Annotated in this window: 14 protein-coding genes; 10 read left to right on the top strand and 4 right to left on the bottom strand. The window is 51.7% G+C overall.

Annotated elements, in window-relative coordinates:
* The first annotated feature begins 62 nt into the window (after positions 1–62).
* Positions 63–1,478 carry an argininosuccinate lyase gene (gene argH, locus CRG97_RS30085; protein WP_098749177.1) on the top strand — a complete coding sequence of 472 codons (1,416 nt, stop codon included), beginning with the start codon at positions 63–65 and terminating at the stop codon, positions 1,476–1,478.
* Positions 1,479–1,712: 234 nt separating this feature from the next.
* On the opposite strand, the gene CRG97_RS30080 is transcribed toward argH, so the two are convergent.
* A complete protein-coding gene (locus CRG97_RS30080) occupies positions 1,713–2,486 on the bottom strand; it encodes an alpha/beta hydrolase (RefSeq protein WP_098749176.1) in 774 nt (257 codons plus the stop codon).
* Positions 2,487–2,813: 327 nt separating this feature from the next.
* Between CRG97_RS30080 and CRG97_RS30075 the strand changes: the two genes are divergently transcribed.
* Entirely contained in the window at positions 2,814–3,542 is a 729-nt protein-coding gene (locus CRG97_RS30075; protein WP_098749175.1) for a bactofilin family protein, read from the top strand.
* Between the two features lie 185 nt (positions 3,543–3,727).
* On the opposite strand, the gene CRG97_RS30070 is transcribed toward CRG97_RS30075, so the two are convergent.
* Positions 3,728–5,164, bottom strand: a complete 1,437-nt coding sequence (locus tag CRG97_RS30070; RefSeq protein WP_098749174.1) for a VanW family protein — start codon at positions 5,162–5,164, stop codon at positions 3,728–3,730.
* Positions 5,165–5,370: 206 nt separating this feature from the next.
* Here CRG97_RS30070 and ftsE point away from each other — a divergent pair, with 206 nt between their 5' ends.
* The 5 genes from ftsE (at position 5,371) to CRG97_RS30045 (ending at position 11,266) form a co-directional block, all read left to right on the top strand.
* Entirely contained in the window at positions 5,371–6,057 is a 687-nt protein-coding gene (gene ftsE, locus CRG97_RS30065; RefSeq protein WP_076324040.1) for a cell division ATP-binding protein FtsE, read from the top strand.
* Positions 6,047–6,955, top strand: coding sequence for a permease-like cell division protein FtsX (gene ftsX / locus CRG97_RS30060; protein ID WP_076324041.1), 909 nt, complete (start codon positions 6,047–6,049; stop codon positions 6,953–6,955). The genes ftsE and ftsX overlap by 11 nt, the downstream gene beginning before the upstream one ends.
* Positions 6,956–6,982: 27 nt before the next feature.
* Positions 6,983–8,251 (top strand): murein hydrolase activator EnvC family protein, encoded by a 1,269-nt coding sequence (locus CRG97_RS30055; protein ID WP_098749173.1) that lies wholly within the window; start codon positions 6,983–6,985, stop codon positions 8,249–8,251.
* Positions 8,252–8,380: 129 nt separating this feature from the next.
* Positions 8,381–9,850 carry a S41 family peptidase gene (locus CRG97_RS30050; RefSeq protein WP_098749172.1) on the top strand — a complete coding sequence of 490 codons (1,470 nt, stop codon included), beginning with the start codon at positions 8,381–8,383 and terminating at the stop codon, positions 9,848–9,850.
* Between the two features lie 93 nt (positions 9,851–9,943).
* Positions 9,944–11,266, top strand: coding sequence for a PDZ domain-containing protein (locus tag CRG97_RS30045; protein ID WP_098749171.1), 1,323 nt, complete (start codon positions 9,944–9,946; stop codon positions 11,264–11,266).
* 78 nt (positions 11,267–11,344) lie between these two features.
* On the opposite strand, the gene CRG97_RS30040 is transcribed toward CRG97_RS30045, so the two are convergent.
* The gene (locus CRG97_RS30040; protein ID WP_098749170.1) at positions 11,345–11,995 is read right to left on the bottom strand and encodes a response regulator; all 651 of its coding nucleotides are present in this window, start codon (positions 11,993–11,995) and stop codon (positions 11,345–11,347) included.
* 53 nt (positions 11,996–12,048) lie between these two features.
* Positions 12,049–13,209 (bottom strand): sensor histidine kinase, encoded by a 1,161-nt coding sequence (locus CRG97_RS30035; protein ID WP_237566619.1) that lies wholly within the window; start codon positions 13,207–13,209, stop codon positions 12,049–12,051.
* Between the two features lie 189 nt (positions 13,210–13,398).
* On the opposite strand from CRG97_RS30035, the gene CRG97_RS30030 reads away from it, so the two are divergent.
* From CRG97_RS30030 to CRG97_RS30020, 3 genes are read left to right on the top strand one after another with little or no spacing between them, the layout of a single operon-like run.
* Positions 13,399–14,346: an ABC transporter ATP-binding protein gene (locus tag CRG97_RS30030; RefSeq protein ID WP_098749228.1), complete on the top strand. Its 948-nt coding sequence runs from the start codon at positions 13,399–13,401 to the stop codon at positions 14,344–14,346.
* Between the two features lie 48 nt (positions 14,347–14,394).
* Positions 14,395–15,576, top strand: a complete 1,182-nt coding sequence (locus tag CRG97_RS30025) for an ABC transporter permease (RefSeq protein WP_098749169.1) — start codon at positions 14,395–14,397, stop codon at positions 15,574–15,576.
* The gene (locus tag CRG97_RS30020) at positions 15,569–16,732 is read left to right on the top strand and encodes an ABC transporter permease (protein ID WP_098749168.1); all 1,164 of its coding nucleotides are present in this window, start codon (positions 15,569–15,571) and stop codon (positions 16,730–16,732) included. The genes CRG97_RS30025 and CRG97_RS30020 overlap by 8 nt, the downstream gene beginning before the upstream one ends.
* The last annotated feature ends 119 nt before the right edge of the window (positions 16,733–16,851 follow it).

Below are 16,851 nucleotides of genomic sequence, written 5' to 3'. Positions count from 1 at the left end.
GATGAATGGGACTTCTTAAGCGGGAAGCGGCCCTCTGCCTTAAACAGAGAGGGGCAAGTGTTGTGAGCAAGTTATGGGGCGGACGCTTTACGAAGCAGACCAACGCATTGGTAGAGGAATATACGGCATCCATCGGTTTTGACAAGCAGCTGGCCGAAGAGGATATCCAGGGAAGCCTTGCGCATGTGTCCATGCTGGGCAAATGCGGCATCGTGCCGGCCGAAGACGTGGAGACGATCAAGGCTGGCTTGAACAAGGTGTTGGAGCGCATCCGTGAGGGCAGCATCGAGTTCTCCGTATCGGATGAGGATATTCATATGAACATCGAGAAGAATCTGATTGAGGAAATCGGACCTGTCGGCGGCAAGCTCCACACAGGCCGCAGCCGTAACGATCAAGTGGCTACGGACATGCATCTGTATTTACGTAACCGCGTGGTGGCGCTGACTGGCATGCTGCATGAGCTGCAAACCGCATTGATCGGACAAGCCAAGGATAACCTGGATACGATTATTCCGGGGTATACGCATCTGCAGCGTGCACAGCCGATTCTGTTCGCGCATCATCTGATGGCTTACGTGTCCATGTTTCAGCGGGATATCGACCGTCTGATCGACAGCTATAAGCGTATTAACGTGTTGCCGCTCGGGGCAGGCGCGCTTGCGGGTACAACGTTCCCGATCGACCGCCATTTCGTGGCAGAGCAGCTTGGGTTTGATGGTGTTTACGAGAACAGTCTGGATGCGGTCAGCGACCGCGACTTCATCCTGGAATTCCTCTCGGATGCTTCCATCATCATGATGCACTTGTCCCGCTTAAGCGAGGAGCTGGTGCTTTGGAGCAGCACGGAGTTCAACTTTATCGAGCTGGATGATGCGTTCTGCACGGGCAGCAGCATTATGCCGCAGAAGAAGAATCCGGATGTGCCTGAGCTTGTTCGCGGCAAAACCGGACGTGTATACGGCAATCTAATGGGTCTTCTCACCGTGCTGAAGTCCCTGCCGCTTGCTTATAACAAGGATATGCAGGAAGACAAAGAGGGCATGTTCGATACGGTGGCTACGCTGGAAGGCGCATTGCAGCTGTTCGCGCCGATGATCGCCACGATGAAGGTCAACAAAGGCCGCATGCGCGAAGCGGTGAATACCGACTTCTCGAACGCAACCGACATCGCGGACTTCCTGGTTGGCAAAGGGCTTCCTTTCCGTCAGGCGCACGAAGTGATCGGCAAGACTGTATTGTACTGTATCCAGAACAACAAGTATCTGCTGGACCTGACGCTGGATGAGTTCAAGCAGTTCTCGGAGCTGTTCGACGACTCCATTTATGGCGTCCTTCAACCGGAGACGGTGGTCAATGCGCGTAACGTTTACGGCGGCACGGCAACCGAGCAAGTGAAGGCGGCCATTGATCGCAGCGTGCAGACCCTTCAGACTACGGAAGAATGGTTGGGTCTCCGCCAAGGGAATGTTGAGTAACGGCATATTACGGTAGAAAAAATAGAGGTGGATCGGCAAACGATAAGTTTGCTGATCCACCTTTTTATGATATCAGAAAGTATAAACTTCGAAGCGTGGTCCCCCTGATATCGCAAGCAAATCCGTCTTCGTCTTCTGAGAATCTACGTCGTCTTTCTTATAATGATGAGATTCGCCATATCTTGCATTGCCGAATTCAAACTGCTGGCATGTCATGGTGTGACTATAGGTTTATCAGGCCTTCAGTGGAAGCCACTTCAGAACATCCTGAATGCGGGTATCCCAATATCCCCAATCATGATCGCCCGGGCCTTCCATATAGGTGAGATTGAGGGAGGTTTCTTCGCAGGCTTTGCGGAACGCTTGATTGTCTTCATAGAGGAAGTCTTCGGTTCCACAGCATTGATACAGCAGCGGCTTAGGCCCCTCCGATCGTTCGACTTGCTGAAGCAGCCATAACAGATCGTTGTCGGTATCGGTAATGTCTCGATCTCCGTAGACTAATCGATGTTCAAACAAGGCCTCATTCCTCTGGACATGACCCGCCATATCGAGCGCGCCCGACAAACTGGCAGCCGCGGCAAAGGATTCCGGACAGCGGAGCGCCAGCTTGAATGCCCCATATCCGCCCATGGACAAGCCGGCGACAAAGTTATCTTCTCTTGCGTGGGATAGCGGGAAGAAGGAACGGGCAATGGCCGGCAGCTCCTGACTGATGAAGGTCCAGTATTTGCCGCCGTATTCCATGTCGGTATAGAAGCTGCGGTGAACTTGCGGCATCACGACGGCAATGCCCATCTCGGCCACATAGCGTTCAATGGAGGTTCTGCGCAGCCAGATGGAATCGTCGTCGGACAGGCCGTGCAGCAGGAAGAGCGTCGGATGCAGACCGCTTTTGGCATGATTGGTCATACCGATCTGCGAAGAGGTTTGCTGAGGGAGAATGACGGTCATGGACGTGCTGAGACCGAGTACCTCCGAGTAAAAGCGACATTGCATAAGAGCCATGATGATGTATCCCCTTTCACTTCACTAAATGAGAGATCAATGACGAGCCTATTTGAATCATATCACAATCAATCTCCCTTGCTCCAAGCAAATCCGATCCATCATTTGCAGGAAAAGACGAGGACAGTGCCTGAGAACGCCTCGGTCTTGGGACCGAGGTGAAGTTCAGCCATCGGGCTGTTCTATGAATAGCGGGAGTGTGGTATCTTAGAGGGAGATTATGACTCCACCTGGTGGAGGACGGACATTTATTGTAGAAATAACTGTTGTGATGAAGAAGTTAAGATATAGATAGTGATCACTTTGTAAATCTGGAGGAGGATACTCATGATACCACATGACGACAAGCTGTCCGATCTGAAGATTACGGGAACCGGAAGTTCAAGCGGCGGCCAATACGATAAGGTACGCATTGACGGGGCCGGGCAGGTGAATGGAGATCTGGATTGCCGAGAATTAATAGGCAATGGAACGATGAGTGTTAGTGGCGCCGTAGCTGCCCGTACGATTCGCGTGAACGGTTCGGGAACCATTAAGGGGGCTGTGGAGTCTGAGGAGCTGCATGTAGCCGGCAGCCTGAGTTTGAAGGATGGATTGCGCAGTCGCTCCATCTTTATCGGGGGGCATTGCAGCATTCACGGAGATTCCGAATCGAAGAAGCTTGAGGTCACCGGAAACCTGAGAAGCCGTGGTGACGTGCGAAGTGAATCCGCCACGTTGCAAGGGGGATTTAAGATCGATGGCCGCCTGCATGTTGGAACAGCGGATATCCGAGTATTGGGCCGCTGCCTTGCACAGGAAATCGTTGGAGACCGGATAACGGTCCGCAAAAAAGGGAAGCGGCTCTGGGAAATGCTGTCCTTGCCTTTACGGGGAACACGGCTGGAGGCTCGTATTATTGAGGGCGATGTCCTTGATCTCGAGTATGTTGAAGCCGATATCGTCCGCGGTAACCGGGTGATCCTAGGCAAAGGGTGCGAGATTCGGCAAGTGGAGTACAGAGATGAACTGTCACAGCATCCGGAAGCCGAGGTCAGAGCATCTCGGCGGTTTTAAGGGTAACAACGATGCCCTTCCGGATGGGACATCTGAATGCCGAGCTGATTGAAGGCGAGGATATCCGTCTGGAGAATACGAGAGCTGCTATAAAGTCGATACATTACATTGAAATAACGGCAAGGCAAACAGCCCGGATTCGCGGTTCTATCGCGAATCCGGGCTGTTCCATGTTGTCTTCAGGTTTACGGGGCACTGATACCGTCCTCAACCACTTCCTCTTTCGGGGTATCATTCGCTTCAGGCAGTTGGACATCGTTCGTCGGATTAATGGCAACGATGCTGTTCTGGGGGCGGTAGGTATCCTTGGATATTTTGACGTTCTCCACAACTTTGCCGTTTACTTTCTTGGCTCGGTAGGTTTCAACCACATAGCCTGGCTTCCCGTTCTGAACCACCTGCTTGAGTCCTGGAGGAAGCGAGTTATTGTGAATGATTTTCTCTGGTGACGGCAAGGTTTCAACGGTGGTGGACACAAGCTCATATTCCGTATTTTCCGGGAAGGTGCCGAACATCTTTAGTGTTAAATTATCGTGCGATACCTCCGATAAAATAAGCAGATGCTTGCCTGTATTGTTCCGAAAGCGAAAATTGATCACCCCTTCAGCAAAGGTGGCATCCTGCCCCTTGGGCAGGTAGCTGACCGGAAGGGAATGATTGCGCCGTTCGGTGATTTCCAGCCCGACGAGCAAAGCGGCATGATAGACCGTGCTGGATACCTGGCAGATCCCGCCGCCGATCCCGGGAACCAGCTTGCCGTTCACGATAACGGGGGCTTCTTCAAAGCCGTACTCCTTCTTTGCGGCATCAATAATATGAGCATAATTGAATTCATCGCCGGGCTTCAGAATCATGCCGTCTACGGCTTTGGCAGCGGCAGTCACGTTATGAACGCGTCCAGGCCCGCTGGATCCGAGACTGGTAGAGAATTCGACGATTTTGCGCTCAATCCCCTCATCCTGCAGCGATTTTACGGTAACGGGGGGCTTTTGACGGATGACAGGCAGTTGGACCGTAATGATCTCATCCAATTTCGGCTCGGTGAAGTGAGACTCATTCGGAAGCGCAGCGCCGAACCCTTCATAGAATGTCGGCCAATCGATGCGGTATGCCGTTTTCTCCGGGGTGTACCGGACAACGTCATCTTCGGATATGCTCCGTACCGCATTGACGGGTTCGCCAAAGCGTTCCTTTTGCCAGTCTTCGCTCAACCGCTCTTTTAACACATTGCGATCCCAGTCCGTGGATATATGCCACTCCAGCTGAAAGTTACGCCGGTAAAGAACCTGATCCCATAATGATCCTTCGGACAACCTGGCGATAGCTTCCCGAAAATCGGCAGCGCTGAATTGAACTCCGGCTTCCCGGAGAGTGAAGCTTTCCGTGTGCCCTTTCAGAGTGTCCGATTGCAGCTCCACCTTCAATGCTGTCATCGCCTGCAGCCGTTGATCCAGCTCTGACAGCACCTCGTCTGCGGGTGTACCGCCTACCTGCCAACCGGAGAGAACGACCCCCTTCGGGAGTTCCTTCTGGTTCACGTACATCGTCAATAGACCGAAGCCGACGGAGAGGAGAAGACCGAAACTGATGACAATGATGAGACCAAGATGAATTTTTTTCAATTGAACCACCTTCTTAACTTCGTATTGGCCGCAGTTCATGCACTTTTTCATGTATATGTCACGGTGGGCTTAAACTTTCGGGTACTCAAAAGGTAACAAATTTGTTACAATAGACGATGTCGTGAGGATTTTTCATGGATTTTAAAGGAATTCGATGGAAACTGTCGAAAAGTATAATGGCTAATTAAGGATTGGGAAGTGATGAAGTGATCGAAATGCAGGACGTATGGAAGACATATCCGAACGGCGCTCATGCGCTTCAAGGAGTTTCCGTCAAAATCAATCGAAATGAATTCGTCTATGTTGTCGGACCGTCAGGTGCTGGCAAATCGACGTTTATGAAACTTATCTATAGAGAAGAAGTGCCTACGAAGGGGCAAATTTCTGTTAATGGATTTAATATCGGGAAGCTGAAGCAGCGCAAAATTCCCTATGTTCGCCGAAATATCGGGGTTATTTTTCAGGACTATCGTCTGCTGCCCAAGCTGACTGCTTACGAAAATGTAGCTTTTGCCATGGAGGTTATTGAAGCGCCGCAGCGTCTTATCAAGAGACGGGTCATGGAGGTGCTGGAGCTTGTGGGCCTGAGAGCCAAGGCGAACCGCGAACCATCCCAACTCTCCGGCGGTGAGCAGCAGCGGATCGCAATCGCCAGAGCGATTGTGAATAACCCCTCCGTCATTATTGCGGACGAGCCTACAGGTAACCTGGATCCGGAAACCTCGTGGGGCATCATGCAGCTGCTGGATGAAATCAATTTCAGGGGAACCACCATCGTAATGGCTACCCACAACAGGGATATCGTGAACACCATGCGTAAACGCGTTCTTGCGATTGAGCATGGACAGATCGTCCGTGACCAGCAGAGAGGAGATTACGGGTATGAATTTTAGAACCTTCTTGCGGCACTTGCGGGAAGGGGCGAAGAGCGTTTTCCGGAATGGATGGATGTCGGTCGCATCGGTTACTTCCATCGTAGTGTCTTTGTTTATACTGGGCGTTTTCATGCTATTAGTCATGAATGTTAACGCTTTAGCCGATAAAGCAGATAGCAATGTGCAAATCAATACGTACTTAAATCTCAATGTGGATAAGAAGCTGCGCGAAACCATCAAGAGTGAAATCGAGGCAATGCCGGAGGTCGGCGGCATCAAGTTCGTGTCCAAGGAAGAGGGCATGAAGGAGCTTGAGGAAAGCCTGGGCTCCGAATGGGTGGAAGGCTTCAGCGAGGCGGACCAGAATCCGCTTCCGGATGCATTCGAGGTTTCCGTTATTGAACCGACCACGGTCGGTTTTGTTGCCGACAAGATTACCGCTCTGAACCAGAAGTATACGGAGGAGCCGATCCTGCGAGTCAAGTATGGGGAAGGCACGGTCGAAACTCTGTTCAAGATTACGAAGACGGTGCGGAATATCGGCTTTATTTTCGTAGCGGGACTCGGTTTGATGTCCATGTTCCTGATCTCGAACACCATTCGGGTTACTATTTTGGCTCGTCGCCGCGAGATCGGCATTATGAAGCTTGTCGGCGCGACCAACAACTTCATTCGCTGGCCGTTTTTCGTGGAAGGTGCCATGATCGGCCTGATGGGCTCCATTGTGACGGTCACGCTGTTGTTTGTAGGCTACAATCGTCTGTACGCTGCGTCGCAAACCGATCTGACGCTGGCAAAGAGCTTAATCCCGCTGGGAGATTTGTGGCTGCAGCTCGGCATCATTATCGTTGGGCTGGGCATGGTCATTGGCATCTGGGGCAGCACCATGTCGATACGTAAATTTTTGAAAGTATAAAACAAGGTAAAGGATGGGGAGCGAAACTTGAAGAAAATCGCCGCAGGAGTAGCAGCCTTATTACTGGCCACTGTTATGATCCAACCGACCGTCGGACAAGCCGAGAAGAAGACTTCAGCCGATGTAGATCGAGAGCTGAGCGTGCTTCAGGAGCAGGTCAAGAAAGCACGGGCACAGAAGAACAAAGCAGCGGAAAATAAACAAGAAGCTCAGCATTACAAGAAAAAAACAACGAAGAATTTGAAATATGTGATGGAGCAGATCAGCATCGTCAGCAATGAATTGACCAAAATCTCCATGAAGATCGAGGAGACAGAGGATCTGCTGAGAAAAACGACCAAAGAACTTGAAGCGGCGGAGGAGCGTATCGCCTCCCGTGAGAAGCTGTTGGAATCCCGGATTCGCCTCATCTATATGGATGGGCAAGTATCTTATCTGGATGTGCTGCTCTCCTCGACCAGCTTCAGCGATTTTATTGAGCGTGCGGATTCTTTGAAGACGATCGTTAACCAGGACCAGGATTTGCTGGTGGAGCATAAGCAGGACAAGCTGCTGGTCATCGACAAGAAGAAGGAGCTTGAAGGACAGTATGCAACCGCCAAGGACCTGTATGGCCAAATGGAGGACCGCAAGAGTATCCTGAACGAGAAGGAACAGGAGAAGCGCGTACTACTGGCCCAGTATGATCAGGATATCGAGGATGCGGAAATCTTGACCGAAGAGCAGGATAAAATGTTGGTTGCCCTGGCAAGCAAACGTTCGGATCTGCAGAAGGAAAAGAATAAACTTGCGGCTGAGGAAGCTGCCCGTAAAGCAGCGGCTGCCAAAGCAGCTGCGGCGAAAAGAGCCAAGGCGACCACCCTCGGCGGTAGTAAAGGTGGCGGCGGATATACAGGTAACGGCGGACCATTCGCGTTCCCGGTTTCCGGTGCCAGACTTTCATCGGGTTATGGGCCGAGAGTTCATCCGGTAACGGGCCAGGTTGGCAAGATGCATACAGGCCAGGATTTCGCGGTACCACAGGGGACTGAGATCCGGGCAGCGGAGAGCGGCACGGTCATCTTGGCCGAGTGGTGGAGCGGTTACGGAAACTGTGTTATTGTTGATCATGGGGGCGGCGTATGGACCTTGTATGGACATATCCGCAATGGCGGCATTAAAGTCAGCGAAGGCGACAAGGTGTCCAGAGGGCAGAAGATTGCCGAAGTGGGTTCCACGGGTCAGAGCACAGGACCGCATCTTCATTTTGAGGTTCGGATCAATGGATCGCCGGTGAATCCTTCGCCTTATCTGTAACAAATTTTTAGGACTTATACCATATAACCTTCAGACCGCTGTATAAATATTCCCGGCAAGCCAATCATATACTAGGTGGACGGGATTCCCCATGTGTAGCAGTTGAAACGTACAAAGGCGGTGAAGTACTTGCTGAAAAAACGAACGGCTGTCTTTCTGGTCATAGCTGCCATGCTGTGCGGCGTGCTGTTAACGATGGCTTTGACCCAGCTGCCCGCTCCTAGTCAGACCGGAGACGGTGAGGGGCTGCTGGCCAGTATAGCAAACAGGAATGGACTGGAGCAGTCTGAAGCGAAAAAACTGGGGACAGCGATTGACCTCATCGAAAGCAATTATTACAAGGATATCGATCGGTCGAAACTGATCGACGGCGCCATCAACGGGATGATGGAAGCGCTGGAAGATCCATATTCCAACTATATGGGAAAAGAAACGGCAGCCCAGTTTGAAGAGAGCATTGAGGGCTCCTTCTCAGGGATTGGTGCGGAGGTATCCTCTGTAGATGGCAGTGTCGTCGTTGTATCCCCGATCAAGGGATCTCCTGCGGATAAAGCCGGGATCCGGGCAAAGGATACCATCCTCTCAGTTAATGGGGAATCTTTGCAGGGTCTGGAGTTGAACGCGGCAGTCAACAAGATTCGCGGTCCGAAAGGTTCCAAGGCCGTCCTTCAGATTAAGCGTGCAGGCTCTGAGCAGCCTGTCGAGTATGTTATCGTTCGTGATGACGTCGATCTGGAAACCGTGTCGGCACGGATGGAGAAGGGCGGAATCGGTGTTATTGAGATCTCCCAATTCTCGCTGAATACAGGCGAACGCTTTAAGGAAGAACTCAAGAAACTGGAAAGCCAAGGCATGAAGGGACTGCTGATCGACGTCCGGAACAATCCAGGCGGTGTGCTGTCCGTTGTCATTGACATTGCAGAGCAGTTCGTACCTAAAGGCGAATTGATCGTTCAGGTAGAGGATAAGGATAAGAAGCGAGAGAAGCATCCTTCGGGCGGTGAGGCGAAATCCTATCCGATTACGGTGCTGATGAACAAGGGCAGCGCCAGCGCTTCCGAAATTTTGGCGGGCGCACTGCAGCAATCGGCAGGAGCTACCTTAATGGGTGAGCATTCCTTCGGAAAAGGTACCGTGCAAACGAGCTTTGATAAGCAGTTTGGCGATGGAAGCCTGCTGAAAGTAACGATTGCCAAGTGGTTGACGCCAAACGGTACCTGGATCCATGAGAAGGGAATTGAGCCGGATATTCAGGTGTCACAGCCAGAATACTTTACCGTTGCACCGATCGATAAGAAGAAAACTTATACGTACGACACGAATAGCACGGATGTGAAGAATGCACAGATCATGCTTGAAGCGGTTGGTTATAAGATCGGGCGTACGGATGGCTATTTCGACCGGAATACAGAGAAGGCCGTTAAGAGTTTCCAGAGCAAGCACAAGCTAAAAGCGGACGGTATCCTTAACGGCGCTACAGCCGAGGCATTGGAAGCCGCATTGATTGAGAAGATTCAGGATCCGAAAGAGGATAATCAAATGAATCGCGGAATTGCCGAGGTCCGGAAGGAAATCGCCGCCAAGGCGTCGAACAAGTAAGAAGGCTGAACGTTAGCCTTCTTTTTTTCTTTTAAGATATCTGAAAGTATAAATTTCGAAGCATCTTGAAGCTGAAAGGAGCGTGGCAAGCTGTTGGAGACATTGAAACAACTGCTGATGTATGGGATAGATGCAGGCATACAACTGCTGACGCAGCCCTTTTATTATATTTCGATTTTGTTTGTCATGCTGTTCTACCGAAGGCAGGTGTTGGTGGAGCGTAAGTTGTTCCATGTGAAGCTGCATTCCTGGGGATTGCAGACTTGGCGAACGTTTCTGGGCGGGCTGCTGGCAGGAATCAGCGTGTCCATCGTAGTAGCCTTCCTGGGAATATCCTTAAGCCTGGAAGCCATCATATGCATATGGGTGACTTCCCTGATCCTGATGCTGTTTCATATCCGGTACTTATGCTTTGCCTATTCCATCGGTCTTCTCGGGATCATTCAGTTTGGATTAGGCTGGTTTCCGAATTGGCAGCCGGATGGCTGGGTCAGTCACATAACGACAACGATCCAGGGATTGGACATTCCTGCGCTGCTGGCTTTATCCGCCGTTCTGCATTTTGCAGAAGCCTTGCTTGTCAGGATACAGGGTTCGGGTTTTGCTACACCGCTGTTTCTTGAGGGTAAACGTGGCAAGCTCGTTGGCGGTTATCACATGCAGAGCTTCTGGCCCTTGCCCTTGTTCTTGCTTGTTCCGGCGGTAAGCGGAGGCAGCGTGCTGCCATGGACGCCGTTCTTCGGTGGTGATGCCTGGAGTACAGGCTTTACCATGATGGCACTCCCGGTCGTGATTGGCTTCGGGGAAATGACGCAGAGCATGCTCCCGCAGGAGAAGGCAAGCATCACATCGAAGCGGCTCATATTTTACGGAGCCATTGTGCTGGCATTGAGTCTGTTGGCCGAGTGGTGGACACCACTCACGATCGTGGCTGCATTAGCGGCATTACTGCTGCATGAGGGCTTGGTGTGGTACAGCCGTTATGAAGAACAGCAGCGCAGTCCGATCTTTGTGCATCCGATTCGTGGACTACGCGTTCTCGCAGTGCTTCCGAATAGTCCGGCAAGCGAACTTGGCATTCTGGCAGGAGAGACGATCCTGAAGGTGAACGGTAAACTGATTCACAGTAAGGAACAGCTGCATAGCGCGCTTCGTCAGAATTCGGCCTTCTGTAAGCTGGAGGTACAGAACCATCAAGGGGAGAGTAAATTCCTGCAGCGTGCAATCTACGCGGGGGATCATCATCAATTGGGAGCTATCGTTGCCCCCGACCCGAGGGATGGCATAGCGGTCGGGTTGAAGCCGGTAAGCTTGATCACGCTGCTGGCGAATAAACTTCATATTCGCAGCAAGCGTGGTTCTTCCGGTAGTAAGACGACCGGCGGCTCCGAAGAAGCCGGATTCCATTCATCATGATACTGAAAGCGGGCCTTTGTCCTATATGGACAAGGCCCCGCTTTTTTTTGTATGAGCTATAAAATTTTTTGAATGGAGTTAACCCTGCATCTTTTTAAGATAAAAAATGGCGATTTGCGTCCGGTCCCGAAGATTCAGCTTTCCCAGGATTTCGGTGACATAGTTTTTGACGGTGCCTTCGCTTAAGAAAAGCTGTCCGGCAATTTCCTTATTGGACAAGCCGTCCGCAATAAGGACGACGACTTTCTTCTCGGCCGGGGTCAGCCCGAATTGTTCCAGCTCAGCAGCTTTAGGGACGGGCTGCGACGTTGGACGAAGCATGCCAGTCAGCTTGCGGGCGATATCGGGATGAATCAGCATGTTACCGTCATGCACCGTTTTGATTCCCTGGATGATGCGGTCCGGCGGAATGTTCTTCAGCAGATAACCGCTAGCCCCGTTCCGCAGAGCCTCCACGATATAATCATCATCATCGAAGGTAGTCAGCATAAGCACTCGCACATCCGAATGTCGTTCACGAATCCGCCGCGTTCCTTCCACACCGTCACATACAGGCATCCGAATGTCCATGAGCACAACATCGACAGGAAGTCCCCCCTCCAACAAAGCCAGCGCTTCCTCGCCGTGCTCCGCGACAGCCGATACTTCGATATCCGGGTCCATCCCCACCAGTAATTTCAAGCTTTCCCGAATGAACGGGTCATCATCTACAATTAAAACGGATATCATGGATGGCCACGACCTTTTCTATAAAATAAGATACTGCGTCTTGTCTTGTTAAATTACATAATCTCACGCTTCTGGTAGACAGGCAGCCGGGTGATGACAGTAAAAGGTACGGTTCTCCGTACCTCAAGCGTCCCACCCACCACTTGGGTTCGCTCGAGCATGCTGCTCATTCCGATACCTTGACGGTCTGGTGCAGCTTCGTGGCCAGCCGGCTCCTGGACTGTGCCATCGTTGGAAACCTCCATCCGGACGTCCTGATCTCCGTAATGCAGGATGATTTGGATTCGTTTAGCCTCGCCATGGCGGATGGCGTTCGTGATAGCTTCACGGGCATTTTTGTATAGCACCACCTGTTGACTGGGATAGAGCGGATAGGGGATGCCCTGCAATATAAGGTCGGTCTCGATCCCGGTCTCCCGGCCGGTCTCTTCCAGGAGCCGATCCAGGGAATAGTCGTCCGTGATCCGCCGGACCGGGTTCATCTGTTTTACGGCCGTCCGCATCTGCTCCATGCTCTCTCCCAGCTGGTCACGGATTTGATGGAGCATATCCATGCCGCGGACGAGATCTTGAGGCACGATATGGAGAGCTGCTTCCATCATCATTTTTATGCGAATCAGCCGGTGGCCGATATCGTCATGCAGCTGGCGGGAGATGCGGTTACGCTCCTCGGCCTGCGCTGCGCTCTCTACCTGATGGGCAAATTGCAGCAATTGTCTACCTGCTTCATCCTGCTGGAAATGCAGTCTTTTCAGCTCGTCGTATAACTGAATATGATCCACTTGCTTCTGATTCATTTCATAGATGTGGTTGAACGTTACCGTCATGAACAGAAACAGCAGATTGGCTGTCGTCAGCAGCAGCGCATCGTAATTGGTAATGGCCATGTTGAGCAGCAGAAGGTGACCAAACGCCAGACATAGCCTGCCTGGCCGCTGGAATAAGGGCAGATAGACGCATAGGGTGGAGACGGACAGGAACACCATCATGAAGCCGTATTGATGGCATAGCCACAGAGATAGTGGAATTTCCAGCAGAGCGGCTGCCTTCAGATAAGCAGGCGATGGCAAAAAGCGGCTTAGCACCGTAATCAATAGAAACAGCAATATGTACACCATATATTCCCCGTAATCATCGAGCTGCTGCAAAAAGATGTCCGCGGCGGCCGGAAGGAGAATTAAGCCATATCGGAGACAGGTGAGTGGGGATGTCACGTGCGATCAGACCCTTTTCCATAGTGAAATCAAAACGTTCAAACGATTGGCTTCATTATATCACAAGGATGTTTTTGGTAAGGAGATGACTTTCGTCACCCTATAAGGTGACTTCTTCTACCTTATAATTTCGGACATTCCAGATAGAATGAAATCAACAAAAGGTTACGAGAGATATGAGAAATGGAGATGGTGAATATGGCGGTCTTTCTGCAGATGAAGGATGTCGTGAAAAGATATGGAAACAAGCTGTCGGTGGATCATATGAACCTGGAAGTGAACGAAGGGGAAATCTTTGGGCTTCTAGGACCGAACGGGGCCGGCAAAAGCACGTCCATCAGTATGATCTGTGGCCTTCTTCCCAAGGATCAGGGCAGCATTAAGGTGGACGGTATCTCGATTGAAGAGCAGCCGCTGGAAGTGAAGCGGAGAATCGGGTTGGTGCCGCAGGATCTGGCTCTGTACGAAGAGATGTCGGCTTGGGATAATGTCGCTTTTTTTGCAAAATTGTACGGGCTACGAGGCCACCAGTTGAAGGAACGGGTGCAAGAGGCGCTGGAGTTTGTCGGCTTGCAGGATCGGGCGAAGGAAAAGCCGTCCACCTTCTCCGGGGGGATGAAACGCAGACTGAATATTGCATGCTCGATCACGCACCGTCCGAAGCTGATCATTATGGATGAGCCTACGGTAGGGATTGATCCGCAGTCCCGAAATCATATCCTGGAATCCGTGAAGACGCTGAACCGCATGGGCTCAACCGTAATTTATACGAGTCATTATATGGAGGAAGTTGCTGCGATCAGTGATCGGGTGGCGATTATGGATCAAGGTCATGTTATCGCCTGCGGGACGCAGCAGGAGCTTCGGGCACGCGTGGCGCATGAGGAAAAAATCATACTTACTGCTGATGGGATCACACCGGAATTGGTGGAGGAGTTGACCATTCACCCGCGCGTTCGACGCGTCACGCAGAATGGTAACCAGATTGAGGTCTATGTACCGTCGGCTCAGGAGGAGCTGCAGGATATTCTGTTCATCTGCAGTAAACAGCATACGACGCTTCGCTCCCTGGAGTGCGAGGAACCGGGGCTTGAAACGTTGTTTCTCAGTCTGACCGGGCGGACGCTGCGTGATTGATCATAAGGGACATATGCAGAGGAATTCATGAAGGAGGAATACCCGAAGATGAATACGATGATTATTGCCTGGTTTGAGCTAAAGCGGATGGCTACCAGCCGATCGGTGCTGATTAACCAGTTTTTGCTGCCGCTCCTCCTTATTTTTATATTGGGAAATGCACTCTCGGGCTGGTTTGGCAACGATCAGGAGTTTAAACAGCCATCGGTCAGAGTGGGATTTGTAGTGAATGCTGCGGACGGGGGTCAGCTGCCGGGGAGTGTTCAGGCTCTAACCAGCTCACCGGAGATACAGGACATTCTGGTTCAAGAGATGGCAGCCAGCCGTGAAGAGGTTGAAGGAAAGCTGCGCAGGGGCGAGGTGGATTATGCGGTGGTAATTCCCGCTTCGTTTGATGAACGAATGGGCCAGGGAGCGGACGTGAAGCTTGAATTGTTGCCCGGAAGAGACCGTAATCTCAACCTGGTAGCAGACACCATCTTCAAGACCTTTATCGCGGATGTCAATCACAAACAGGCGGAGGTTATCGTTATGGGCGGAGATAAAGTTCTTGCCGCTCAAACGGCAGCACCTGTTGAAACCTCGTCCGAACCGAACGTAACGATCGGGAACCTAAGCGAGAAAGGAGCCACGTATTCAGCAGCCCAATATTACGCAGCCTCCATGCTGATCATGTTTCTGTTGTATTCCGGTCAGATGGCAAGCAGCAGTCTGCTGGGAGAGCGGGAAAGCCGTACCCTGTATCGCCTGCAAAGCGCACCGGTCACACCCGGAACTGTATTTGCCGGTAAGATTATTGGCTGCAGTCTGATTACGCTTGTACAGGCAGCAGCCATTGTGCTGGGTTCCATGTGGCTGTACGGCGTGAAATGGGGGCCTCACCCTTTGCTGCTCATCATGGTCTGCGTTTTAATCACGCTATCGTCCATGACCATTGCCACGTTTATAACCCTAGTCTCCTCAACGGCGGCAGGAGCCAGGGGGCTGATGCAGGCGATCATTATCGCCATGACATTTGTCAGCGGGGGATTCATGCCGCTTCCCGTGGAATTTTTCCAAAAGATCGCTTCCTTCACCGTCAATCATTGGGCCATGCAGAGCATGCTGCGGATGATGCTGAACAGCGACGTGCAATTGATTCTCACTTGTCTGGGTATGCTAGCGGCTATTACCGCGGCCCTGTCGGCTGCAGCCATGATTACGTACAGAAAGGTGGGATACCATGCATAGCTTAACCATAGCCTGGCATATGGTAAGACGCACACTGGGGCGCAAAAGAGGCTGGATCGTCTTCCTGCTGGTTCCTTGCGTGGTTGTTACCTTGACGGTGTTTTTCTTGGGGCAGACCTCGGCTGCGAGCATTCTAGTCTCTTATGTGAATGAGGATGAGGGCCCGGCAGGCCAGTATCTGATGAACGAGCTGGAGCGCAGCGGCCAATACGTACTCAATGAGTTCGAATCCGAGAACATGTTGAGAGAAGACCTGGTGGAGAATAAAAGCATGGTAGGCGTTTATATACCGGAGGGCTTCAGCGACGGATTGATTGAAGGACAGTGGCCGACGGTTCAGGTATATGAGGCTTCAACTTCGGAAGCTTCGGTGATGATACGAATGACGGCGGACTCTGCGGTTACGCGTCTGAGCGGCACGGCTGCTTTGATTCGGGAAACCTCGGAGCCGGCTGTTGACCGCATGTTGATGCTGCAAGAAGTGCTCAAGCAATCCGCGCTGAATCGGGTGGATACGGAGGTCACGGATTTGAATCTGTACGCCAAGCCGGGACTCTCGAACGTAACAGGCTTTACCCTGATGTTCATGATGACCCTCATCTCCAGCGTTGTGTCGATGATGATCGATGACCGCAGACAGCGAACGCTGTCTCGCATGTACACTGCACCGGTGCGTGCCTATCAGATCGCTTTAGGTAATTTTCTGGGCAGCTTGGTGGTCGGCTCGTTGCAGGTGATCATCGTGCTCGCGCTCAGCCGGTATGTGCTCCGTTACGATTACGGAATTCCGTTACTGCTGCATTTCCTTATTCTGATGGCCTTTATGATGGTATCGTTAGGGCTGGCAAGTACGGTTGCTGGGTTGATCCGGAACGGGCAAAATGCGGCTATGATCAATTCCATGATCGTCACGCCGACCTGCATGCTGGGCGGGTGCTTCTGGCCGCTTGCCATTATGCCGGAATTCATGCAGAAGATCGCCAACTTCATACCGCAAAAATGGGCCATTGAGGCGGTGGAGATTGCGGCTACAGGCGGCACGTTATCCGATATCGCACTGCCATTGGCCATCCTCAGTCTGATGGCGGTCATTCTGCTGGCCGTCGGTTCCGCTGTCCTGCGGCCAAGCGAGCGCGGGGCAGGGCAAGGCGCTTAGCTTAACAAGTATGTTGGAAACCTAATATCTCTCAGGAACGTTGTTAGTAATCGAATCATTTTTTTAAAACGAAAGCGCCCGGTCAGATCTGAATGCATGGATTCAGTCTACCGGGCGCT

This window comes from Paenibacillus sp. EZ-K15, from assembly GCF_002573715.1.
Classification (GTDB): Bacteria; Bacillota; Bacilli; order Paenibacillales; family Paenibacillaceae; genus Paenibacillus_AQ.
The sequence above is the reverse complement of the archived record's forward strand: the minus strand, read 5'-3'. Positions and strand labels throughout refer to the sequence as shown.